Annotated in this window: 21 protein-coding genes; 13 read left to right on the forward strand and 8 right to left on the reverse strand. The window is 67.8% G+C overall.

Features of this window, described 5'->3' with window-relative positions; all coding sequences use genetic code 11:
- The first annotated feature begins 1 nt into the window (after window position 1).
- From C566_RS0110855 to C566_RS0110900, 10 genes are all read left to right on the forward strand, one after another.
- Window positions 2-961 carry a carbohydrate ABC transporter permease gene (locus C566_RS0110855; protein WP_018774366.1) on the forward strand — a complete coding sequence of 320 codons (960 nt, stop codon included), beginning with the start codon at window positions 2-4 and terminating at the stop codon, window positions 959-961.
- Window positions 961-1,854 carry a carbohydrate ABC transporter permease gene (locus tag C566_RS0110860; protein ID WP_018774367.1) on the forward strand — a complete coding sequence of 298 codons (894 nt, stop codon included), beginning with the start codon at window positions 961-963 and terminating at the stop codon, window positions 1,852-1,854. Before C566_RS0110855 ends, C566_RS0110860 begins: the two co-directional genes overlap by 1 nt.
- Window positions 1,855-1,941: 87 nt before the next feature.
- Window positions 1,942-2,697 carry a sugar phosphate isomerase/epimerase family protein gene (locus C566_RS0110865; RefSeq protein WP_018774368.1) on the forward strand — a complete coding sequence of 252 codons (756 nt, stop codon included), beginning with the start codon at window positions 1,942-1,944 and terminating at the stop codon, window positions 2,695-2,697.
- Window positions 2,694-3,836 (forward strand): Gfo/Idh/MocA family protein, encoded by a 1,143-nt coding sequence (locus C566_RS0110870; RefSeq protein ID WP_043466687.1) that lies wholly within the window; start codon window positions 2,694-2,696, stop codon window positions 3,834-3,836. Before C566_RS0110865 ends, C566_RS0110870 begins: the two co-directional genes overlap by 4 nt.
- 9 nt (window positions 3,837-3,845) lie before the next feature.
- Window positions 3,846-5,039 (forward strand): Gfo/Idh/MocA family protein, encoded by a 1,194-nt coding sequence (locus C566_RS0110875; protein ID WP_026266596.1) that lies wholly within the window; start codon window positions 3,846-3,848, stop codon window positions 5,037-5,039.
- A gap of 1 nt (window position 5,040) precedes the next feature.
- Window positions 5,041-6,036 (forward strand): sugar phosphate isomerase/epimerase family protein, encoded by a 996-nt coding sequence (locus tag C566_RS0110880; protein WP_018774371.1) that lies wholly within the window; start codon window positions 5,041-5,043, stop codon window positions 6,034-6,036.
- Between the two features lie 163 nt (window positions 6,037-6,199).
- Entirely contained in the window at window positions 6,200-7,111 is a 912-nt protein-coding gene (locus C566_RS0110885) for a TolB family protein (RefSeq protein ID WP_018774372.1), read from the forward strand.
- Between the two features lie 27 nt (window positions 7,112-7,138).
- Window positions 7,139-7,675: a GNAT family N-acetyltransferase gene (locus tag C566_RS0110890; RefSeq protein ID WP_018774373.1), complete on the forward strand. Its 537-nt coding sequence runs from the start codon at window positions 7,139-7,141 to the stop codon at window positions 7,673-7,675.
- A 55-nt stretch (window positions 7,676-7,730) separates the two neighbouring features.
- Window positions 7,731-8,465, forward strand: a complete 735-nt coding sequence (locus C566_RS0110895) for a DsbA family oxidoreductase (protein WP_018774374.1) — start codon at window positions 7,731-7,733, stop codon at window positions 8,463-8,465.
- Between the two features lie 120 nt (window positions 8,466-8,585).
- A complete protein-coding gene (locus C566_RS0110900) occupies window positions 8,586-9,908 on the forward strand; it encodes a nicotinate phosphoribosyltransferase (RefSeq protein ID WP_018774375.1) in 1,323 nt (440 codons plus the stop codon).
- 180 nt (window positions 9,909-10,088) lie between these two features.
- Here C566_RS0110900 and C566_RS0110905 read toward each other — a convergent pair whose 3' ends face one another.
- From C566_RS0110905 to C566_RS0110920, 4 genes are all read right to left on the reverse strand, one after another.
- Window positions 10,089-11,456, reverse strand: a complete 1,368-nt coding sequence (locus C566_RS0110905) for an MFS transporter (protein ID WP_018774376.1) — start codon at window positions 11,454-11,456, stop codon at window positions 10,089-10,091.
- Between the two features lie 102 nt (window positions 11,457-11,558).
- Window positions 11,559-12,539 (reverse strand): aldo/keto reductase, encoded by a 981-nt coding sequence (locus C566_RS0110910; RefSeq protein ID WP_018774377.1) that lies wholly within the window; start codon window positions 12,537-12,539, stop codon window positions 11,559-11,561.
- Between the two features lie 175 nt (window positions 12,540-12,714).
- Window positions 12,715-13,578, reverse strand: a complete 864-nt coding sequence (locus C566_RS0110915; protein WP_018774378.1) for an SDR family oxidoreductase — start codon at window positions 13,576-13,578, stop codon at window positions 12,715-12,717.
- Window positions 13,571-14,533 (reverse strand): helix-turn-helix transcriptional regulator, encoded by a 963-nt coding sequence (locus C566_RS0110920; protein WP_081627319.1) that lies wholly within the window; start codon window positions 14,531-14,533, stop codon window positions 13,571-13,573. Before C566_RS0110920 ends, C566_RS0110915 begins: the two co-directional genes overlap by 8 nt.
- A 169-nt stretch (window positions 14,534-14,702) precedes the next feature.
- Between C566_RS0110920 and C566_RS0110925 the strand changes: the two genes are divergently transcribed.
- Window positions 14,703-15,341 (forward strand): TetR/AcrR family transcriptional regulator, encoded by a 639-nt coding sequence (locus tag C566_RS0110925; RefSeq protein ID WP_018774380.1) that lies wholly within the window; start codon window positions 14,703-14,705, stop codon window positions 15,339-15,341.
- A gap of 24 nt (window positions 15,342-15,365) precedes the next feature.
- Here C566_RS0110925 and C566_RS0110930 read toward each other — a convergent pair whose 3' ends face one another.
- Together C566_RS0110930 and C566_RS0110935 are read right to left on the reverse strand one after the other, a co-directional pair.
- The gene (locus tag C566_RS0110930; RefSeq protein WP_018774381.1) at window positions 15,366-16,043 is read right to left on the reverse strand and encodes a LytR C-terminal domain-containing protein; all 678 of its coding nucleotides are present in this window, start codon (window positions 16,041-16,043) and stop codon (window positions 15,366-15,368) included.
- Entirely contained in the window at window positions 16,036-16,335 is a 300-nt protein-coding gene (locus tag C566_RS0110935; RefSeq protein ID WP_026266597.1) for a type II toxin-antitoxin system VapB family antitoxin, read from the reverse strand. The genes C566_RS0110930 and C566_RS0110935 overlap by 8 nt, the downstream gene beginning before the upstream one ends.
- Window positions 16,336-16,514: 179 nt before the next feature.
- Here C566_RS0110935 and C566_RS0110940 point away from each other — a divergent pair, with 179 nt between their 5' ends.
- Window positions 16,515-17,429: a hypothetical protein gene (locus C566_RS0110940; protein WP_018774383.1), complete on the forward strand. Its 915-nt coding sequence runs from the start codon at window positions 16,515-16,517 to the stop codon at window positions 17,427-17,429.
- A gap of 189 nt (window positions 17,430-17,618) precedes the next feature.
- Window positions 17,619-19,157: a stealth family protein gene (locus C566_RS0110945; RefSeq protein WP_018774384.1), complete on the forward strand. Its 1,539-nt coding sequence runs from the start codon at window positions 17,619-17,621 to the stop codon at window positions 19,155-19,157.
- 43 nt (window positions 19,158-19,200) lie between these two features.
- Here C566_RS0110945 and C566_RS0110950 read toward each other — a convergent pair whose 3' ends face one another.
- Both C566_RS0110950 and fdhA read right to left on the reverse strand, forming a co-directional pair.
- The gene (locus C566_RS0110950; protein ID WP_018774385.1) at window positions 19,201-20,142 is read right to left on the reverse strand and encodes a phosphodiesterase; all 942 of its coding nucleotides are present in this window, start codon (window positions 20,140-20,142) and stop codon (window positions 19,201-19,203) included.
- 243 nt (window positions 20,143-20,385) lie between these two features.
- Window positions 20,386-21,597, reverse strand: coding sequence for a formaldehyde dehydrogenase, glutathione-independent (fdhA, locus tag C566_RS0110955; RefSeq protein ID WP_018774386.1), 1,212 nt, complete (start codon window positions 21,595-21,597; stop codon window positions 20,386-20,388).
- Between the last annotated feature and the right edge of the window lie 83 nt (window positions 21,598-21,680).

Consider the following 21,680-nt stretch of genomic DNA (forward strand, 5'->3'; position numbering starts at 1 on the left):
CATGGCATTGACCACAGCCCAGACCGGCCTGAGCCGGGCCCGCCGGGGCGTTGCCCCCGGCGGCCCCGGCAAGCCCGCAAACCGCAAGAGCAAGCTCAGCTCGCAGACCCGCAAGACCTTCTTCTGGCTCCTGCTGCCCTCCGTCATCCTGCTCGTCCTGATCCACGGCTACCCGCTCGTGTACGCCGGGGTGCAGGCCACACATGACGGGTCCCTGATCGAGACCGGCGAATTCGTCGGCCTGGAAAACTTCGCCAACGTCCTGGCCTCCGACGCCTTCTGGAAGGCGGCCCGCTTCACGCTCCTGTTCACGATCGTGGGAGTCTTCGGCTCCTGGCTCCTCGGGCTGGGCCTGGCCCTGCTGCTGCGCACCAAAATCCCGGCCGGCGGACTCTTCAAGGTCCTCCTGCTCCTGCCGTGGGTGGTCCCGATCGTGGTGTCCTCCACCGCCTGGAACTGGCTGGTGGGCACGCCCGACAGTCTCGTCCCGGGCATGTTCCGGAACCTCGGGCTGGGAACCCCGCTGTTCCTGGCGGACCCGACCCTCGCGGCCATCACCGTGATGGTGTTCAAGGTCTGGATCAGCTTCCCGTTCATGATGATGATGACCTCGGCGGCCCTGGCGTCCGTGGACACCACCGTCTACGAGGCCGCCAGCATGGACGGCGCCAGCCGCTGGCAGCAGTTCAGCCAGATCACGCTGCCCCTGATCGCCCGGTCCACGTACATCAGCTGGATCCTCATGACGATCTTCTGTGTGAACGACTTCCCCACCATCTACCTGCTCACCGGCGGCGGACCCGTGGACGCCACCACGTCCCTCGTGGTCCTGGCCTACCGGACCGTGTTCCAGGACTTCCAGACCGGACCCGGCGTCGCGATCGCCTTCCTTATGACAATTACCCTCGTGGTGGTCTCGGTCATCCTGTACCGCCAGATCCGAAAGTCGAGCGTCGAATAATGAGCGCAGTAGTCCACGCCCACCCCCAGTCCGGCCCTGTCCTCGGCGTCGCCGATACCGGCAAGCCCAACCGCTCCCTGTCCGACGCCGGCCTGCGCGGCCGCTGGTGGCGTTTCGCCCTGATCCTGGCCATCACCGCCGTCGTACTCGTTCCCATCATGGTCACCGTCGTACTCGCCTTCACCCCCGGACCCACCAGCACAGCCACGGGCTTCACGCTGGAGAACTTCGGCTCCGTGTTCTCCGAGACGCTCGCGTCGACCTGGCTGCAGAACAGCCTCATCACCACGCTCAGCACGGTGGTGGTCGCGGTGGCGGTCGCCGCCCCTGCAGGCTATGTCCTCTCCCGCGGCCGTAGCAAGGCAGTCTCCGGCTACTCGCTGCTCCTGTTCGTCATGCAGTCGCTGCCCATCATCACCTCGGTGGTGCCGCTGTTCATCCTGTTCGCCGGGATGGGCCTGGTGGACAACCTGATGGGCCTGACCATCATCTACGTCGGTTCGACCATGACCGTGGCCACGTGGATGATGGCCGCCTACTTCGATTCCATCCCCATCAGCCTGGAGGAAGCCTCCTGGATCGACGGCTGCTCGGTGTTCGGCAGCTTCACGAAGGTGGTGCTGCGGAACTCGCTCCCGGGCGTTCTGTCCACCGCGATCTTCGCCTTCCTGCTGGCCTGGAACGACTACCTGGTTGCCATCGTGTTCCTGCGCTCCACAGAAATCTTCACCCTGCCCATGGGCGTGCAGTCCTTCTTCCAGCAGAATCAAACTGACTGGACATCCGTCATGGCCCTGGCTGTGATCATGATGCTCCCGCCCATCATCGTCTTCGCCGCCCTGAACAAGTACTTCAGCGTCGGCGGCATCGGCGGATCCCTCGCCGGCCGCTAGGCACTGAACCCCATCCCCGACGCCGGCCGGCTAACCGCCGGGCGGCCCACCTCCTTGAGAACTACTGACTCCCCGCAAAGGAACGAAATGTCCTACTCAATCCAGCTGTACACCCTCCGCAACGCCCTCCAGGAAGACCTGCCCGGCACCATCAGGCGAGTTGCCGAGCTCGGCTTCACCCAGGTTGAGCCCTACAACTTCGTGGCCACGGCCGCCGAGCTCGGCGCCGCGCTGAAGGAGAACGGCCTGACCGCGCCGTCCGGCCACGCCCCGCTGCTGAGCCAGGACCAGGACGAAATCTTCGCCGCGGCCAAGGAACTCGGCATCAGCACGGTGATCGACCCCTACCTCCCGGCCGAGCACTGGCAGTCCGCCGAGGACATCCAGGCCACCGCCGCGAAACTCAACGCCGCCGCCAAGAAGGGCGCCGGGTACGGCATCCGCGTCGGCTACCACAACCACGCCTGGGAGCTGGAGTCCAGCATTGAGGGACAGACCGCCCTGGAGTACTTCGAAGGACTGCTGGACCCGGAACTGGTCCTGGAAGTGGACACCTACTGGGCCGCCGTCGGCGGCCAGGACCCGGTGCAGCTGCTGCAGCGCCTGGGCGACCGGGTCAGGTTCATCCACATCAAGGATGGCCCCGTCTCCACGGACACCAAGGCGCAGCAGCCGGCCGGGCAGGGCAAGATCGCCGTGTGGGACGTCATCGCCGCGGCGCAGTCCCTCGAAGTCGGCGTAGTGGAATTCGACGACTACTCCGGCGACATCTTCGAGGGCATCGCCCAGTCCCTGGGCTACCTGCAGAGCGGTTCCGCCAACGCGCAGGGCGTGAACGCATGAGCGCCGCAGCGAACCGTGGACCGGCAACCCGTGTGACCGGCCGCGGCCCGGTGGGCGTCGCCGTCATCGGCGCCGGCAACATCAGCAAGCAGTACCTGGACAACCTGACCGTCTTCCCCGACCTCAAGGTCCACGTGATCGCCGATCTCTTCGAAGAGGCCGCCGAGGCGCGGGCCAAGGAATACGGCATCCCGGAGTGGGGCGGGGTGGACGCCGCCCTGAACCACCCCGACGTCGAAATCATCGTCAACCTGACCATCCCGGCCGCGCACGTGGAAGTGGCCACGGCCGCCGTCAATGCAGGCAAACACGTCTGGACGGAAAAGCCGTTCTCGCTGGACCGCGAATCGGGCCTTGGCCTGCTGAAAACGGCCGACGCCGCCGGACTGCGGCTCGGCTGCGCCCCGGACACGTTCCTGGGCGCCGGGCTGCAGACCGCCCGCCGGCTGATCGAACGCGGCGACATCGGCACCCCGCTGACGGCCATGACCACGTTCCAGACGCCCGGGCCGGAATCCTGGCACCCCAACCCCGCGTTCCTCTTCCAGCACGGCGCCGGGCCCCTGTTCGACATGGGCCCGTACTACCTCACGGCCCTGGTGCAGACGTTCGGCTCCGTGCGCCGCGTGGCCGCGACCGGTTCCAAGGCCAAGGCGGTCCGGGGCATCGGTTCCGGGCCCAAGGCCGGCGAGGAATTCACGGTCGAGGTCCCCACCCACGTCTCCGCCATGGCTCAGTTCGAGTCCGGCGCGTCCTCCCACAGCGTGTTCAGCTTCGAGTCCCCGCGGCTGCGGATGGGCTTCGTGGAGATCACCGGGACCGAGGCCACCATTTCGCTGCCGGATCCGAACTACTTCGACGGCGACATCAGGCTCTGGCGCGCCGGCGACGAGGAATGGACCGTCATCCCGGCCACAGGCCCCAGCCAGGGCCGCGGCATGGGCGTGCTGGACATGGCCCGCTCCATCCGCGCCGGCGTCCCGCACCGCGCCACCGGCAACCTCGCCTACCACGTCCTGGACACCATGGTCTCGATCTCCGAGTCGGTCGATTCCGGCACGTTCATCGATGTGGAAAGCTCCGCCCCCACCTCCGCAGCCCTCCCCGAGGACTGGGACCCCACCGCTTCCACACTCTAGGAACCAGCAATGAACTCCCAAGAAACCAGCCCCGGCCCTCCCCCTTTGGGTGTGGCCATGATCGGGTACGCGTTCATGGGCAAGGCCCACTCCAACGCCTGGCGGAATGTTGCCAGCTACTTCGATGTCCCGGCCTTCGAACGGCGCGTCCTGGTCGGCCGCGATCCCGAGGGGGTCGCCGAGGCGGCCGCAAAGTACGGCTGGGCCGAGTCCGCCACGGACTGGCGCGCGGTGATCGCCCGCGATGACATCCACATCGTCGACATCTGCGCGCCGGGGTTCATGCACGCGGAAATCGCCATCGCCGCGCTCGAGGCCGGCAAGCACGTCCTGGTCGAGAAGCCGCTGGCCAACACCCTGGCCGAGGCGGAGGCCATGGCGGAGGCAGCCCGTGTTGCACGGGACCGCGGGGCGCAGTCCATGATCGGCTTCAACTACCGCCGGGTCCCGGCCCTGGCTCTGGCCCGTGAGCTGATCACGGAGGGCCGGCTCGGCACCGTCCGGCACGTCCGCGCGGCCTACCTGCAGGACTGGCTCGTGGACCCGGACTCGCCCATGACCTGGCGGCTGAACAAGGAAACCGCCGGCTCCGGGGCCCTCGGGGACATCGCCTCCCACGCGATCGATCAGGTGCTGTTCCTCCTGGGCGAGCAGGTCACCGAGGTCTCCGGCCGGCTGCACACCTTCACCCCGCAGCGTCCCGGCGCTGCCGGGCTGGAGGACGTGACGGTCGACGACGCCGCCTGGGCCACGCTGACCCTCGCCTCCGGGGCCATCGCCTCCGTCGAGGTCTCCCGGGTGGCCACCGGGCGGAAGAACTCGCTCACACTGGAAATCTACGGCGACAAGGGAGCCCTGCTGTTCGACCTGGAGGACCTGAACGAGCTCGGCTTCCTCGACGCCACACTGCCGGTCCGCGAACAGGGCTTCCGCCGGATCCTGGTCAACGAACCCGAGCACCCCTACCTGGAAGCATGGTGGCCGCAGGGCCACGTGCTCGGCTGGGAGCACACGTTCACGCACGAGATCCGCGACTTCCTCGTCGCGGTCGGCACCGGAACCCAGCCTTCGCCGTCGTTCGAGGACGGCCTGAACGTCCAGCGGATCCTCGCCGCCGTGGAAGAAAGCGCCGCGGCCAAGAGTTCGCTCATCCAGCTCACCCCGTCCGCACCAACGACCCAAACAGCTACCGAAAGGGCCTGACATGCCCCGCCCCTACACCCTGTTCACCGGCCAGTGGGCCGACCTGCCCTTCGAGGAAGTCGCGCGCCTGGCCTCCGGCTGGGGCTACGACGGCCTGGAAATCGCCGTCTCCGGCGACCACCTGGACGCCTGGCGCTGGGACGAACCCGGCTACGTCGAATCCAAGCTGGCCGTGCTGGAGAAGTACAACCTCAAGGTCTGGGCCATCTCCAACCACCTCAAGGGCCAGGCCGTGTGCGATGACCCGATCGACTTCCGGCACGAGGCGATCGTCGGGGCCAGGGTCTGGGGCGACGGCGAGCCCGAAGGCGTCCGCCAACGCGCCGCCGAGGAAATGAAACACACCGCCCGGCTCGCGAAGGCCCTCGGCGTGGACACCGTGGTCGGGTTCACCGGATCCTCCATCTGGCAGTACGTCGCGATGTTCCCGCCCGTCCCGGAGAAGGTCATCGAGGCCGGCTACCAGGACTTCGCCGACCGCTGGAACCCCATCCTGGACGTCTTCGACGAGAACGGTGTCCGCTTCGCGCACGAGGTCCACCCCTCCGAGATCGCCTACGACTACTGGACCACCGTCCGCACCCTCGAGGCGATCGGGCACCGCGAGGCCTTCGGGCTGAACTGGGACCCGTCCCACTTCATGTGGCAGGGCATCGACCCGGTCTCCTTCATCTGGGACTTCAAGGACCGGATCTACCACGTGGACTGCAAGGACACGAAGCTCCGCCCCACCGGCCGCAACACCGTTCTGGGCTCGCACCTGCCCTGGGGCGACCCGCGCCGCGGCTGGGACTTCGTCTCCGCCGGCCGCGGCGACGTGCCCTGGGAATCGTCCTTCCGCGCCCTGACCGCGATCGGCTACGAGGGCCCCATCAGCATCGAATGGGAGGACGCGGGCATGGACCGGCTCCACGGCGCCCCCGAAGCCCTCGCCGCGCTGAAGAAGTTCGACTTCCCGGCCTCGAACACCTCCTTCGACGCCGCCTTCAAGCAGTAGCGGGGCGCCGCAGGTCCGGATCCGCTACGTTTCAGGACAGCCGCGGCGCAACCGGTCCGGCGCACCGCGGATCCGCGCTGCGCCGGACCGATTGCGTGGCCCTGGTCCGATGTCGTAGCGAAAACCCAACCGTCCACAAAGTTGTCATCGTTAGGAGCTTCGAGTGCCGAAAATCCCGGAAAACACCATGACGCCGCGGGAACTGCAGCCGGGCCAGCGCTGCGAGGTCTGGGTCGCATCCGTCACAGGTGAGCGCGAGCTCGTGTTCACCACCCGGGACGTGCTCCTGGAGGCGCCGAACTGGACACGTGACGGCGCCGCATTCATCCTGAACGGCGCCGGGAAGCTGTGGCGCTTCGAGGTCGGGAGCCGGGCGATCAGTCAGGTGCCCCTCACCGGGGTCCCTGACCTGAACAACGACCACGTGCTGGCGCCGGACGGCACCGGCATCTACCTCTCGGCGAACGACGGCCACATTTACCGTGCGGCGCTTGGCGGCGGCGCGGCAACCCGCCTTACCGACGACGACGGGTACTTCCACTTCCTCCACGGTGTGAGCCCGGACGGCGACGAGCTGGCCTACGTGGGCATCGAGGCCGGCGATTTCACGCAGCCAGGCAGGCTCATGACCATCCCGGCCGGCGGTGGCGCCGCCACCCTGCTGAACGTGGACGGCCACTGTGACGGGCCGGAGTACTCTCCGGACGGCGACTGGCTCTACTTCAACACCGAAGCCTTCACCAGTTCATCCGGCCACGCCCAACTTGCCAGGCTCCGCACCTCCGACGGAGGCGCCCCGGACCAACCCGCGCTGGAACAGCTACTGACGAGCGACACGGTCGACTGGTTCCCGCACCTCTCCCCGGACGGGCGTTGGGCCAGCTACATCCGGTTCCCCCGCGGCACGGTGGGCCACCCCGCGGACCTGGCGGTCGACGTCGTGCTGGTCTCAACCGGAGACTGGACAACACCGGTGCACTGCTGGCCCCTCTTTGGCGGCCAGGGCACCCTCAACGTCAACAGCTGGTCACCGGACTCCACCCGGTTCGCCTACGTCGCCTACCCCGTCGGCTGACCCGGCCGTCGGGGCTAGGGTTTAGTTATGACCCACATACTCCGGACAGCCACCGCGGACGACGCCGGGAGGCTGGCTGCGCTCGCGGCCGTCACCTTCCCGCTGGCGTGCCCGCCGGAGTCCCGGCCGGAGGACATCGCGGCCCACCTGGCCAGCACCCTGAGCGAGGCCAATTTCCGGGCCTATCTGGCCGATCCCGAGGTAACCGTGCTGGTGATCGACGCCGACGGCGAGCTCCGCGGCTACAGCCTGCTGGTGGCCCGCCCCGCCCAGGACCCGGAGGTGGCCGCTGTCCTGAGCGAACTGCCGTGCACCGAGCTCAGCAAGTGCTACGTCCACCCGGAGCACCACGGGCTCGGCGCCTCGGCCGAACTGATGCACGCCAGCATCGGCTCGGCAGCAGCGGCCGGCGCCCGCGGGATCTGGCTCGGCGTGAACAGCCAAAACGCCCGGGCCATCCGGTTCTACGAGAAGTCCGGTTTCCGCAAGGTCGGCACCAAGTCCTTCCGGCTGGGCGACACCGTGGAACATGACTTCGTGATGGAGCGCCCGGTCACACCGTGACGAAGCCGACAGACCGTTGGGGAATGGACCCGGCGGCGGCGCGGTTGTGGCGGGCATGAAGATTGAGATCTGGTCCGACGTCGCCTGCCCCTGGTGCTACATCGGCAAACGCCGATTCGAAACCGCCCTCGCGGCCTTCCCGCACCGCGATTCCGTGGAGGTGCAGTGGCGCAGCTACCAGCTGGACCCCACGCTCCCGGAGCACTACGACGGCACCGAACTGGACTACCTCAGCACCCGCAAGGGCATGGCTCCGGCGCAGGTATCGCAGATGTTCGAGCACGTGGCGGCCCAGGCCAAGGGCGAGGGGCTGAACTACCGGTTCGACGCCGTCGTGGTGGCCAACAGCTTCACGGCTCACCGGCTGATCCACCTCGCCGCCGCCCACGGCCAGCAGGACGCCGCGAAGGAACGCCTGCTCAGCGACCACTTCGAGCACGGCCAAGACATCGGCAGCCAGGACTACCTGACCGCCCTGGGCCTGGACCTCGGACTCGACGCCGACGACCTGGCGGAACTGTTCAGCACCGACGCCTACGCCGACGACGTCCGCCACGACATCGCCGAGGCCCGCGCCCTGGGCATCAGCGGCGTCCCGTTTTTCGTGATTGACCGGAAGTTCGGGCTCTCCGGAGCCCAGCCCGCGGAGACCTTCAGCGCGGCCCTCGAACAGGCGTGGCAGGACAGCCACCCGCTGGTCATGGTGAGCGCCGCCGCGGGATCCGATGCGGGCGCCGCCGGAACGGATAGTGCCGCGGGCGCCTGCGGCCCGGACGGCTGCCCCGTCTGAGCCCGGCATCGTCGAAGTCGCCGGAAACTCCCGGATTCGCCGGAAATTTCCGGCGATTCCGGCGAACTCCCGGCACTGGCGGCATCCTGCGGCTTCGGACGGCCCGGCCTAGAGTGAATCATGAACACTTCGGCCGGACCGGACGGGCCCCGGACCTCCCTGTTTACGGACCACTATGAGCTGACGATGTTCCAGGCGGCGCTGCACTCCGGTGCGGCACACCGCCGGTCCGTCTTCCAGGCCTTCGCCCGGGGGCTGCCGGGCGGGCGGCGGTACGGGATCGTGGCGGGTACCGGCCGGCTCCTGGAGGGGATCGCGGGCTTCCGTTTCGAGGCGGACGACCTCGATTTTCTGGCCGGGGCCGGGGTAGTCCATGAGGACACGCTGGAGCACCTGGCCGCGTTCCGGTTCTCCGGCAACATCTGGGGCTATCCGGAAGGGGAAGCCTATTTCCCGCACTCCCCCGTCCTGATCGTGGAATCGACGTTCGCCGAGGCCTGCGTCCTGGAGACCTACGTCCTGTCGGTGCTGAACCATGACAGCGCCATCGCCTCGGCCGCTTCCCGGATGATCAGTGCCGCCGGCGGCAGACCCTGCATTGAGATGGGCTCCCGCCGCACGCATGAGGAAGCGGCCGCCGCGGCGGCCCGCGCGGCCGTGATCGCCGGCTTTTCCGGCACGTCCAACCTGGCCGCCGGGCGGCGCTACGGCCTGCGGACCATCGGCACCGCGGCCCACTCCTTTACGCTGGTCCACGATTCCGAGCGCGAGGCCTTCGCGGCGCAACTGGCCTCCCTCGGGCCCGGCACCACGCTGCTCGTGGACACGTACGACGTCGAAGCGGCGGTCCGCACCGCCGTCGACCTCGCCGGAGACAAACTCGGCGCCATCCGGCTGGACTCCGGAGACCTCGTGGCCCAGGCGCGGTGGGTCCGCGAACTCCTGGACAGCCTCGGCAACGTACACACCAGGATCGTGGTGACCTCGGACCTGGACGAATTCTCCGTCGCCGCGCTCCGCTCTGCCCCGGCCGACTCCTATGGCATCGGCACGTCGCTGGTGACCGGATCCGGGGCGCCCACGGCCGGGATGGTCTACAAGCTGGTGAGCCGGGCCGGGGACTCCGGTGAGCTGACTGCCGTGGCGAAGACCTCGAAGGACAAGATCAACGTGGGCGGGCGCAAGTTCGCCGTGCGCCGCCTCGACGACCGGGGCACCGCCACCCACGAGGTCCTCGGCGTGGGCCACCCGCCGGCCGCCGGAAGAAACGGACGTCCCCTCCTGCAGCAGTTCATGAAAGACGGCGAAATCCTGCCCGGCTGGACCGGCCCGGACGCGGTGGGGCGGGCGCGGGACCGGCACACGGCTTCCATGGCGGAGCTGCCCCGGGTGGTGGACAGACTGCAGCCCGGCGAGCCGGCCATCCCCACCATCTACGAATAGAGCCCGCCAAGGCGACGCAAGACCCAAATCCCGTTCCGCAAGGACCGGGACCTAGTCTGACGTCCGAGCGCCTACCGCCTGCTGGCCTGGGGCACCATGCCCCTCGGTGCAGCAGCCGGCGGCCTGCTGGCCCAATGGCTCGGCCTGCAGGTCATGTTCGGCATCATGGGAGTGCTGACCCTAGCGCTGCTGGGGATGATGCCCGTCCTCACGGACAAGGCAATTGCCGCGGCCGACGTCGAATCCTGAGTTGCTGCCTTCCGGAGAGGTCTGGGGCAGGACGGTTCCTGCGCCAGCAGCTTGTGAAGGCGAGTTGCGGATGGTGTTTCGAAGGGTCGTTGCGATGATGATCGACCCGGCGACGAAGGCGAGGCCGACCAGGGGGATGGTGGCGACGCCGAAGGAGTCAAGGGTGACGCCTCCGACCGTGGCGCCGGCGGCGAAGCCGGCCTGGGCGAGGAGCACGCCGATGCTGGTTGCTGTCTCGGGTGCCCGGCGCCCGGTGAGCAGGATGGCTTGTTGGTAGACGACGACTGCGGCCGCGATTCCGAGCCCCCACAGTGCGACGGCGAGGAGAACGATGGCGAGGTTCCCGCCGCTGAGGAACAGCACGGTGAACCCGACGGCGACGGTGATGGGCGCCGCGAGGAGGGCGGCGTACACCGAACGGGAGGAGAGCCGGCCGATCAGGATCGTCCCGACGAGTCCGCTGGCCCCGATCAGGAACAGGGTGACGCTGGTGACGTACTTCGGGACGCCCAGGTCCTCGAGATAGGCGTCGATGTAGGTCAGGACGACGAAGTGGGCGAGCATGACCAGCGCCCACCCGATCGCGACGCGCATTACTCCAGGGAGCCGGGCTGTCTGAATCAACGACAGGCCCTTCTGCCCGCGTTCCCGCACCGCGGGAACGGTAAAGGACATCAGCACGCCGGCGATCAGGGCCAGCGCGGCCGCCGCGACGAACGTGACCCGCCAGCCGAACGCGTTTCCCGCCAACGACGCGAGGGGTGCACCGAGCGCTATGCCCAGGCTGGTGGCGGCGAAGACGACGGTGATCGCTTTCCCGGTGTGCCGCGGGCCGGCGATGCGAACGGCGACCGCCGGGAAGAGGGTGCAGATCAGTGCGTAGCAGGCGCCGCCTAGGAACCGGCCCGCGTCGGCGACGACCAGGGTCGGCGCGTCGGCGACGATGAGGTTGCTGGTGACGAACGCGGCCATGACGACATTGAGTGCGCTGCGCCGCGAGAAACGCAGGGCCAGCGCGGTCAGCGGGAGCACCAGGATCGCGTTGCCAAGCGCATAGAACGTGGTGAGTGTTCCGGCGGCCGCGGTGCTGATGTTCAAGTCGGCAGCGATGCCGCCGAGCAGCCCGGCAGGACTGAGTTCGATGGCGACGGCCAGAAACCAGGCAAATCCGAGGACGAGGATCGGCGCCCACGGGAACCCCGTCGGCGCCGCCGGTTCCGTGGGCCCCGCCGCTTCCGGGAGCGGAGCGGCGGGGTCTGTGAGGCCGGGTTCGGTAAGGGGTGCGGCGGACTTGGTCATGGTCTTCCTGACTCTTGGGAAGGTGCGGGACTACGGCCCGGAGGCGGACGGGGAGGGGCGCGGGTCGGGCATCCGCGCCCCTTGCTCGGTCTTGAGTCGCTGTCAGCTGTCGATCGATGCCATGTTGGCCTCGTCGTGGCGCTCCCCCGCAGCGGGCCGGAGCGAGTCCAGCCGCTCCAGCTGGTCACGGGTGAGTTCGATGCCGTCGGCCGCGGTGTTTTCCTCGACCCGGGAGACCCGCCGGGTGCCGGGGATCGGGGCGATGTCGATCCCGCGGGTCAGCAGCCACGCGAGGGCGGTCTGCGCGGGGGTCGCGCCGATCTCGGCGCCGATGGCCTTTACCTCATCGACGATCGCGAGGTTGCGGCGGAAGTTCTCGCCCGTGAACCGCGGGTTGGTCTTGCGCCAGTCGTCATCGGCGAAGTCGTCGACGGAGCGGATCTGGCCGGTCAGCAGCCCGTGTCCGAGCGGCGAATACGGAACGAAACCAATTCCGAGATCGCGCAGCAGCGGCAGGATCTCCGCCTCCACGTCCCGGGTCCACAGCGAGTACTCCGTCTGCAATGCCGAGACCGGCTGCACGGCGTGTGCCCGGCGGATGGTCTCCGGCGAGGCCTCGGACAGCCCGAAGTGCAGCACCTTGCCCTCGGCGATCAGGTCTGCAACCGCGCCGGCAGTCTCCTCGATCGGGGTGTTCCGGTCGATCCGGTGCTGGTAATACAGGTCGATGTGGTCCGTGCCGAGGCGCCTGAGGGAGCCCTCGACGGCGGCCTTCACGTTCGCCGCGCTGCTGTCGACCACGCCGGGGCCGCCGCCGGCATGGGAGACCAGGCCGAACTTTGTTGCGATCCTGACCTGATCGCGGCGTCCCTTGACGGCCTGGCCGACGATCTCCTCGCTCAGGAACGGCCCGTAGATCTCCGCGGTGTCGATGTGGGTGACCCCGAGGTCGAGGGCCCGGTGGATGGTGCGGATCGACTCCGCGTTATCCAGGCCGCCCTCGCTGGTGTAGGTGCCGGCCATGGTCATGGCGCCGAGTCCGATGCGGGAGACTTCCAGGCCTCCGAGGCGTGCGTTCTTCATGTTGTGCTTCCTTTGGGTGTGGTTCCCGGGCCTGGGACGTGGGCATGGCCCGCAGCCCGGCAAGGGGTTTTGGGCAGCCGGCAGCCATTGGCGTCCAGCGGGTATGTGCGGACCTGGCGGACGACGGCGGGAGGCTCCCGCCGTCGTCCGCTGGCGTAGGTGTCAGGCGTCGGTGTCAGGCGTCGTCGTGGGCGAGGTTGCCGGAGAGGTCGCGGTGGGCGTCGGCTTGGGCCTGGAGGTCCTTGGCCCGGGTCTCGAAGAGTCCGACGGCGTCGGCTCCGGCGGCGAAGCGCAGCGGCGGTTCATCCAGTTCGGCCAGTTGAATGAGGGCGTTGGCGAGTTTGGCCGGGTCTCCGCCCTGCTGGCCGTTCATGCCCTTCCACGCGGTGACCGTCTGCTCGGTGCGCTCGGCGTAGTCCTCGATGGTGGACGCCGCGTAACTGGTGGATTCCGGGGTGAGCAGCTCGGTGCGGAAGAATCCCGGTTCCACGATCATGGTGCGGATGCCGAACGGGGCGACTTCGGGGGCCAGGGACTCGGCCCAGCCTTCGACGCCGAACTTCGAGGCGGCGTAGGCAGAAAGGAACTCCCCGCCGGCGATGCCGGCGGTCGAGGAGATCGTGACCAGCAGCCCCGAGCGCTGAGTCCGCAGGACGGGAAGGGCCGCGCGGGTGACGTTCATGGGCCCGAACATGGTCGTTTCGATCTGTTTCCGGAAGTCTTCCGGGGTGATTTCTTCGAAGAACCCGGCGTAGAAGCTGCCGGCGTTGTTCACGAGGACGTCGATCCGGCCGAACCGGTCGACGGCGGCCTGGATGGCTGCGGTGGCGTCGGCGGGGTCGGTGACGTCGAGTTTCACGGCCAGCAGATCCTCGCTGTCGCCGACGGCCCGGATCACCTTGTCGGGGTTGCGGCCGGTGGCGACCACCGCGTGGCCTGCGGCCAGAGCCGCCTTGGCGATGTCGGTGCCCATACCGCGGCCTGCCCCGGTGATGAACCAGACCTTCTGCTCGGTTTTGGCGTCGTTTTGCTCAGTCATGTTCTGTCTTTCCAGGGTTAGGGGTTCCGGGCCGCGCGTGGGAGCGCAGATCCGGGATGGAAGAGTCGCTGGTGGCGGTTGGGGGCGATGCCGCCCAGCTGGCAAGGAACGCCAGCGCGTTTTCGGACGCGGAGCCGGGCTCCGCGGTGAAGGTGAAGAGGGTCTGTCCCTCATCGCCGGGAAGGTGAAGCGTCTCGAACTGCAGCGACACGTCCCCTGCGACCGGATGGTGGAAGCGCTTGGTTCCCGTGGTGTGGATCCGTACGTCATGGCCGGCCCACAATGCGGCGAAGTGCCCGCTGCGTGTGGTCAGCTCACCGACCAGCTCGTTCAATTCGCGGTCATGGGGATTCCGGCCCGCTTCCGAGCGAAGCATTGCCACTGTGGTCGCGGCGATTGCGCGCCAATCGGGGTAAAAGTCCCCGGCGCCCGGATCGAGGAAGAGATAACGTGCCTGGTTCGGCAACTGGCCCGGGACCTCCGGACGGGCGGCTGCTGTGGACGCGAACACCGGCCCGTACAGCGCGCGGCCCAGGGCATTGGCGGCCAGCACGTCCGAGCGTCCGTTTTGCACCAGGGCGACCGCGCCGGTCATCCCGTCCAGCAAACGCAGAACTCCCGGACGGACCCGCTGCTGCGGTGGCCGGCGCGCCGGACGCCGCGATGATGGCGTGTTGGCCGTCCTCGCCAGGTCCATCAGATGCGTCCGCTCTGCCTCATCCAGCTGAAGGGCGGAGGCCACAGCGTCGAGGACCGAGTCCGAGACGCCGCGGATGCTGCCGCGTTCCAGCCGCGTGTAGTAGTCCGTGCTTACCCCGGCGAGCTGTGCCACTTCCTCCCGACGCAGCCCCGGCACGCGGCGCAGCTCGCCGTAGTTGGGCAGGCCGGCCCGCTCTGGGGTGATCTTCGCTCGTCGCGAGATCAGGAAGTCTCGGATTTCGTCTTTTCTTTCCACATCCACCACGCTACGCAGGCCGGACGGGCGGTGGCAGTGTCTGTCAGACACCCCCAGTAAAGGTGATGGATACAGACGTGGCCCCTCAGAACGGGTCGATATTTATGGCCGGCCGTGTCATAGTCCGCCACCCGGCTGCTTTGGTGACAGATCGCGCTAAAGTGTCCGTATGCCTAGGATTTCGGCCGCGAGCAACGCCGCCCAACGTGCCGAGACCCAGCGCCGCATTCTGACCGCATTCGGGGAACTCCTCTTCACCCACGGGCTCCCCGGCCTGACCATGACGGACGTCGCGCGCCACGCCCAGATCGGCCGGACCGCCGTCTACAACTACTATGCAGACATCGAAGAGCTCCTCATCGCCTACGCCCTGGATGAGACCGAGCGGTTCCTGCTCGATCTGCGCGAATCCCTCGATGCACTGGAGAACCCGGTGGAGCGCCTGGCCGTCTACGTCCGTGCCCAGGTGGAGGACCTGAGCCGGCGCCACCTGCCGCCGGGGCCGGCCATGGCGGCGGTACTCTCGCCGTCGTCGTTCGCCAAACTCGCCGACCACGTGGGTGAGCTCAGCGTGCTCCTGCGGGGCATCCTGCGCGACGGCATGGCCCAGGGGTACCTGCCCGAGTCGGACATTGCCCAGCTGGCCCAGCTCATCCACGGCACGCTCTCCTCCAGCGCTGCGCGTGGCGACGGTGCGGGCCAGGACGCCGAAGCCGAGGCTCGGCTCGCCCGGACGGTGCGGTTTGTCCAGCTGGGAGCCGGGGCCAGGTTCGACGACGCGGGCCGGCCGGTCCGCACCATCCGCTAGGCTGCCGTCGCTTGGAGTGCGTGCCTAGCCCATGCCGGGCGTCGCCGTCGGTACGGCGGGCAACGTGGCCTCATCCACGATGCGCCGGTTCTCGCGGGGGCAGCTGAGCTGGCCCGGCGTCTGGTCCACGAGTTCCGGCTTGGCCAGTTCCTTGAAGTCGCCCGTGATGATCACGTCCACACTCGGGTCCGCGCGGCCGTCCTGGACATAGTCCGAACCGGGCACGTGGCGCTGGACGCTGAAGGCGGCCGACTGGCCGGCAGCGCCGGAGACCACCAGCGCCACGCCGCGGTAGCTCGACGTCGTGTTCCCCACGGCACCCACCAGGAACTTCCGGGCGGCAAGCTGGTCGGCCACGCTCCGGGCCAGTCCCGGCCGGCTCGTGGAGTTGTAGATGTTGACGTGGACCTTCTCCGGCGGCGCGTAGTCGTAGGTGGCTGCCGGGCACACCGACACGGCCGCCTTGCTCCGCTCCGCCCCGGGGATCTTGATCTGGCCATTCATGATGGCCAGGGCCACCACGATCGCGGCCACGATCAGGCCGACAAGCATCACCAGGACAACGCCGTGCAGGATCCTGCGCCGCAGCCGAATGGGGTTCTCTGCCGTATTGTCCTGCTCCACGAACGTGGCCCGCAGCTCGGAGCCACTGATGACGCGGTGCCCGTGCAGGACTTTGACGTCTGGCGGCTTCCTAGCCATTTATCACGAGGACCCGCGCGTGGATTGCGGTGCGCTGGTGCAACGCGGTGCGGACTGCCCGGTGCAGGCCGTCTTCAAGGTAGAGGACGCCACGGTATTCCACGACGTGCGGAAAGAGGTCACCGAAAAACGTGGAGTCCTCGGCCAGCAGGGCTTCAAGGTCCAGTGTGCGCTTCGTGGTCACCAGCTCATCAAGCCGCACAGGACGCGGCGGCAGGGCCGCCCAGTCCTTGGGCGTGGTGTAACCATGGTCGGGGTAAGGGCGTCCCTCGCCCACAGCTTTGAATATCACCATGCCAGCCTAGGGAACTTCGACGCCCGAAGGAATGAATGTCCCCGGGCGGCGTGAGGTTGTGGCCAAACGGTAACCATTTGTCACACGACGCCCTGCCGCCTGTCACATCCGGCGCCGGGCCGTGGATCTGCCGCACGGTTCACCCAAACGTCCCGTGCGGCTGACAGAATGGCCGTATGACTTCACCCGAGACTGTCCCTGTTCCGTCGTCGTCGGCCCCCGTGCTGGCGCTGCTGCTCGACGTCGACGGTCCGGTCGCGAGCCCGGTCACCCGCGAGGTGCAGCCCGGCATCATCGCCGACCTGGTGGCCCTGGCCGCCGCCGGCGTGCCGGTCATCTTCAACACCGGCCGGTCGGACGCGTTCATCCGCGAGCAGGTCATGGAACCGATGATCGCCGCGGGGATGCCCGCCGGCACCCTGATCCACGCCATTTGCGAGAAGGGCGCCGTCTGGTTCAGCTACACCGCGGAAGGCCCCGGCCCCGTCCACGTGGACCACGAGCTCGCCATTCCGCGCGCCTTCGGCGACGACGTCCGCCGCCTGGTGGCCGAGGACTACTCCGCCCACATGTTCTACGACGAAACCAAGCGGGCCATGGTCTCCGTGGAGCAGCACATTGCCGTCGCCAACCCGGACTACCGGGCCGAGCAGGAACTCTTCGACGCCGACGCCATGGGCATCATGGCCCGGCACGGGCTCGGCGTGGTGCGGCTGGACCACCATGTCCCCGATTCGGATGACCAGGTCGACTTCCGCGTCGATCCGACCATCATTTCCACCGATATCGAATCGGTCCGGTTGGGCAAGGACCTGGGCGCGAGCCGGGCCGTGGAGTTCCTGGCCGCGCAGGGCATCACGCCGCAGGCCTGGCGCACGGTGGGCGATTCCCGCACGGACTACGCCATGGCCGACTGGCTGCACCACAACGACCACGCCGTGAAGCACGTCGACGTCCGGCCCGCGGACGGCATCCCGGTCAAACCCTACGAGGTTCTCACCGCCGCCGATCTGGGGCTCGGCGAAGACGTGATCCACGACGACGCCGGTGCCGCCTTCCTGCACCACTGGCTGGCCGTCGTCACCGGCTGAGGCCTCCTGCCGCCGTTTTTGCCCGTGGCGGTTCGCCGGCACGTCCGCCGCGTGGCGGCCGGTTTTCCGCGGCAATTTTGAGGCCCGCGTTATCATGCAAGTAGACACCAACGCACTGATAGAAGCGGGAGCTCAGACATTACCGAAGCAGCGATCCAAGACGAGATTTACTATGGCAGCCAGGCATCTGTGGACGCCCACGCCGAGGTCACGTCGGCGGCCGCGGTCGCCAGATTCCGGACCCGCTCCGACGTTGTCCGCCACCGCGGCCGCTATGCGCTGATCAACGAAAACCGCACGCCGTACCAGGCCATGGTCGAGGACCTGATGTTCCTGCGTTCCGTCCTGGCCGGCGCCGGCATCGGCTACCTGCTGGTCCGCGGCAACAACCACCGCCCCGTGGTCGCCGTCGACTGGAAAGACCGCAAGGAACTCCGCGACGCCCTCGTGGAGGCGTGCCGCGACGAGCCGTTGTATTCCATGAGCGTGGACGCCAAGAAGAAGTCCTCCGTGCTGGTGGCCGACGGCGAGCTGTCGCCGAACCGCCAGGCCCGGATCTTCCGGCTCTACCGGCCCCGGGTGGAACCCGAAGGCGGATTTGAATTCGGGGCGTCCGCCGGCGTCCAGCTGGAGCTGTGGAGCTTCGAAGGCGATCAGCTGATCCTGCCGATCGAGAACTCCCTGACGCGCCGCACCATGCTGGCCCAGGACGCAGTGCGCGGCACCGTGGAACGCTACGGCCACACGTGGCCCACCATTGAGAACATGTTCGCCGACCACGCCAGCGACATCAGCTTCGACATCGACCTGGTGTTCTCATGGGTGGACGGCAGCTCCCCCGAGTACATCGCGGCCCGCCGCGCCCGCATGGCCGGCGTGGTGGTGGGCGAGGGGGATGACCACGAGGCCCGCTTCCGCCAGATCGATGAGCTCAAGTACGCCCTGCGCTCGGTGTACATGTTTGCGCCGTGGGTCCGCCGGATCTTCATCGCCACGGACTCCCCCGCACCGTCATGGCTGGCCGACCACCCGAGTGTGACGATCGTCCGGAGCGAAGAGTTTTTCGCCGACACGTCGGTTCTGCCCACGCACAATTCGCAGGCCGTGGAGTGTCAGCTGCACCACATCGAGGGGCTCTCCGAGCACTTCCTCTATTCGAACGACGACATGTTCTTCGGCCGTGCCGTGGGCCCGGACATGTTCTTCACCCCGGGCGGCATCACGAAGTTCATCGAGGCCGAGACCCGGATCGGGCTGGGCGACAACGACGCCGAACGCAGCGGCTTTGAGAACGCCGCCCGGGTGAACCGCAAGCTGCTCTGGAACCGCTTCGGCCGCATCACCACCCGTCACCTGGAGCACACGGCGGCCCCGCTGCGCCGCAGCGTGGTCGAGCAGATGGAGCAGGAGTTCCCGGCCGAGTTTGCCAAGACCGCCGCGAGCACCTTCCGGGCAGCGGACAACATCTCCGTGACCAACTCGTTCTACCACTACTACGCGCTGCTCACTGGCCGGGCCGTGACCCAGACGGCCGCCAAGGTGAGATATGTGGACACAACGGCGCGGGCCGGCCTGAACTACCTGCCCAAGCTCCTGGCCAAGCGGAACATGGACTTCTTCTGCCTCAACGACGGCAGCTTCCCCGAGGTCCCGGCGGAAGAGCGGGCCGAACTGGTCACGGACTTCCTGGAGAAGTACTACCCCATCAAGGCGCCCTGGGAGAAGTAACGAACCGTGACCAAAGCGGGCGCCGCGTCAGCCAGGGAGTGAATCAGTTCAGGGTGGTGTACCTGCGGTGCGCCGGCGTCCGGGACGGGGCCTCGAGCTTGGCCTTCTCAGGAATATGGATCCCTGCGGCCGCGAGCCGGCGCTGGACTTCCTCGGGAGAGACCAGCTCCCCCACCGCCGGCGTGTCCCCGAGCAGCACCACAGAATGCACGATCGTGTGTTCGTAGACGTGGACCAGGTTGAACGCCTGCCCGCCGTCGCGGCCTCGGGTGCCGCCGACAGGAACGTTCAGATCCTGGGTGTAGCAGGTGGCTGAAGCCACGGACACGGGGATGCCCGCGAACGTTGCCGTGGTCGAATAGTGCAGGTGGCCGCCCAGGATGGCGCGGACATCGGAGTTGCGCAAGACGCCGGCAAGCGCCGACTGGCCCCGGAGCTCCACGAGCACGGCAAGATCCAGCACGGACGGTACCGGCGGGTGGTGCAGGGCCAGGATGGTCCCGTCCGGGGCCGGTGTGGCCAGCTCAGCAGCGAGCCAGTCCAGCTGGTCGTGGCTCAATTCGCCATGGTGGAAGCCGGGCACCGAGGTGTCCAGGGTGATGATGCGCAGCCCGTTGACGAAGTAGCTGTGGTCCAGTGGGGCGTCATTGTCGGCCTGGTCCAGGAGCCCGGCCCGGAAATTGGCCCGGTCGTCGTGGTTGCCCATCGCCCAGATGACCTTGGCCCCTAAGGCCTCGCACGCCGGATCCACGATGGCGCGGAGCTTGGCATACGCTTCGGGTTCCCCCAGGTCAGCCAGGTCGCCCGTGAAGATCACGGCTTCGGGGCGTGCCCCCGAGGCGTGGACCTCCTCGAAGAGTTGCCTGAGCAGGGCTTCGCTGTCCACGACGCCGTGCAGGGGTTGCGGACCCCCCAGCAAGTGGGGGTCGCTCAGGTGAAGTAGGAAATGACGTGGCCGGGGGTGCTCGGCCTCGATGCGCTCCATTGCTGCCTTCTTGGTTGGGTGGAAGCGGTGCCTCCAGTGTCCCTCTCAGTAACAACTATCCAACCAGACATTAGGCAAACAATGTAAAAACTGCGACAGGCATATTGGAAAAGTGGGCGTTAACAGGTGGCCCACCCTCACATGCACTTGCCGGCATATACAAACCGCGGCCGCCCGGCGGCACTCCCCATTCCCCGGGTCAACGGGGCGGGACGGACAGTGCCGCCGGGTTCACCGTTTCCGCTAGCTCAGGTACCCGTTGGGGTTAAGCACGAACTTCGTCGCCGCGCCGGCGTCGAATTCCGCGTAGCCCTTCGGCGCGTCCTCCAGGGAAATCGCCTTCGCGTTGACGTTTTTGGCGATATGCACCCTGTCATGCAGGATCGCCATCATCAGCTGCCGGTTGTATTTCATGACCGGACACTGTCCCGTAGTGAAGCTGAGCGACTTCGCCCAGCCCGTTCCGAGGCTGAGCGAGAGCGAGCCCTTCTTCGCGGCCTCGTCCACGCCGCCCGGGTCCCCGGTGACATAGAGCCCGGGGATGCCCAGGGCACCGCCGGCGGCCGTTACTTCCATCAGCGAGTTCAGGACGGTGGCGGGGGCTTCGTGGGCTCCGGCCCCGTGGCCCTTGGCCTCAAATCCCACCGCATCCACGCCGCAATCGACTTCCGGGACGCCGAGGAGCTGCTCAATTTGCTCGGCAGGGCCGCCCTTACTCAGGTCGATGGTCTCGCAACCGAAGCTGCGTGCCTGCGCCAGGCGGTCCGCGTTCATGTCACCCACAATCACGACGGCGGCACCCAGGAGTTGGGCGCTGGTCGCCGCGGCCAGGCCCACAGGCCCTGCGCCTGCCACGTAGACGGTGGACCCGACGCCGACGCCTGCGGTGACCGCACCATGGAATCCGGTCGGGAAGATGTCCGAGAGCATCGTCAGGTCCATCATCTTTTCGAGGGCCTGGTCTTTGTCCGGGAACTTCAACAGGTTCCAGTCGGCATACGGCACAAGGACGTAGTTGGCCTGGCCGCCTACCCAGCCGCCCATGTCCACATAGCCGTAGGCGCTGCCTGGCCGGTCGGGGTTGACGTTCAGGCAGATGCCGGTCTTGCGCTCCTTGCAGTTCCGGCAGCGCCCGCAGGCGATATTGAAGGGGACCGAACAGATGTCCCCCACTTTGATGAATTCAACATCCGGGCCCACTTCGACCACCTCGCCGGTGATCTCGTGGCCGAGCACCAGGTCGGCGGGAGCCGTGGTGCGCCCCCGGACCATGTGCTGGTCCGAGCCGCAAATATTCGTGGCCACGGTTTTGAGGATTACGCCGTGGCGCACCTGCCGGCCCACGTTGGCGGGGTTGACCCCCGGACCGTCCTTGAGTTCGAAGGTGGGGTAGTCAATGTCGATCAGTTCGACCTTGCCCGGCCCCTTGTAGGCAACGGCTTTGTTCCCTGTCATCTATTTCCTCCTGCTTTCACGGGCCCCGCGGTGGGCGCCCTAGTGTGATTCACGAAGTTCTTTGATGCGCCCTCCGCAGGAAC

The organism is Arthrobacter sp. 131MFCol6.1, from assembly GCF_000374925.1.
Taxonomy (GTDB): Bacteria; Actinomycetota; Actinomycetes; order Actinomycetales; family Micrococcaceae; genus Arthrobacter.

Bases quoted from the DNA above. Each gene is read 5' to 3' on its own strand.
- C566_RS0110855 (WP_018774366.1), top strand. From the start codon at position 2: ATGGCATTGACCACAGCCCAGACCGGCCTGAGCCGGGCCCGCCGGGGC.
- C566_RS0110860 (WP_018774367.1), top strand. From the start codon at position 961: ATGAGCGCAGTAGTCCACGCCCACCCCCAGTCCGGCCCTGTCCTCGGC.
- C566_RS0110865 (WP_018774368.1), top strand. From the start codon at position 1,942: ATGTCCTACTCAATCCAGCTGTACACCCTCCGCAACGCCCTCCAGGAA.
- C566_RS0110870 (WP_043466687.1), top strand. From the start codon at position 2,694: ATGAGCGCCGCAGCGAACCGTGGACCGGCAACCCGTGTGACCGGCCGC.
- C566_RS0110875 (WP_026266596.1), top strand. From the start codon at position 3,846: ATGAACTCCCAAGAAACCAGCCCCGGCCCTCCCCCTTTGGGTGTGGCC.
- C566_RS0110880 (WP_018774371.1), top strand. From the start codon at position 5,041: ATGCCCCGCCCCTACACCCTGTTCACCGGCCAGTGGGCCGACCTGCCC.
- C566_RS0110890 (WP_018774373.1), top strand. From the start codon at position 7,139: ATGACCCACATACTCCGGACAGCCACCGCGGACGACGCCGGGAGGCTG.
- C566_RS0110895 (WP_018774374.1), top strand. From the start codon at position 7,731: ATGAAGATTGAGATCTGGTCCGACGTCGCCTGCCCCTGGTGCTACATC.
- C566_RS0110900 (WP_018774375.1), top strand. From the start codon at position 8,586: ATGAACACTTCGGCCGGACCGGACGGGCCCCGGACCTCCCTGTTTACG.
- C566_RS0110905 (WP_018774376.1), bottom strand. From the start codon at position 11,456: ATGACCAAGTCCGCCGCACCCCTTACCGAACCCGGCCTCACAGACCCC.
- C566_RS0110910 (WP_018774377.1), bottom strand. From the start codon at position 12,539: ATGAAGAACGCACGCCTCGGAGGCCTGGAAGTCTCCCGCATCGGACTC.
- C566_RS0110915 (WP_018774378.1), bottom strand. From the start codon at position 13,578: ATGACTGAGCAAAACGACGCCAAAACCGAGCAGAAGGTCTGGTTCATC.
- C566_RS0110925 (WP_018774380.1), top strand. From the start codon at position 14,703: ATGCCTAGGATTTCGGCCGCGAGCAACGCCGCCCAACGTGCCGAGACC.
- C566_RS0110930 (WP_018774381.1), bottom strand. From the start codon at position 16,043: ATGGCTAGGAAGCCGCCAGACGTCAAAGTCCTGCACGGGCACCGCGTC.
- C566_RS0110940 (WP_018774383.1), top strand. From the start codon at position 16,515: ATGACTTCACCCGAGACTGTCCCTGTTCCGTCGTCGTCGGCCCCCGTG.
- C566_RS0110950 (WP_018774385.1), bottom strand. From the start codon at position 20,142: ATGGAGCGCATCGAGGCCGAGCACCCCCGGCCACGTCATTTCCTACTT.
- fdhA (WP_018774386.1), bottom strand. From the start codon at position 21,597: ATGACAGGGAACAAAGCCGTTGCCTACAAGGGGCCGGGCAAGGTCGAA.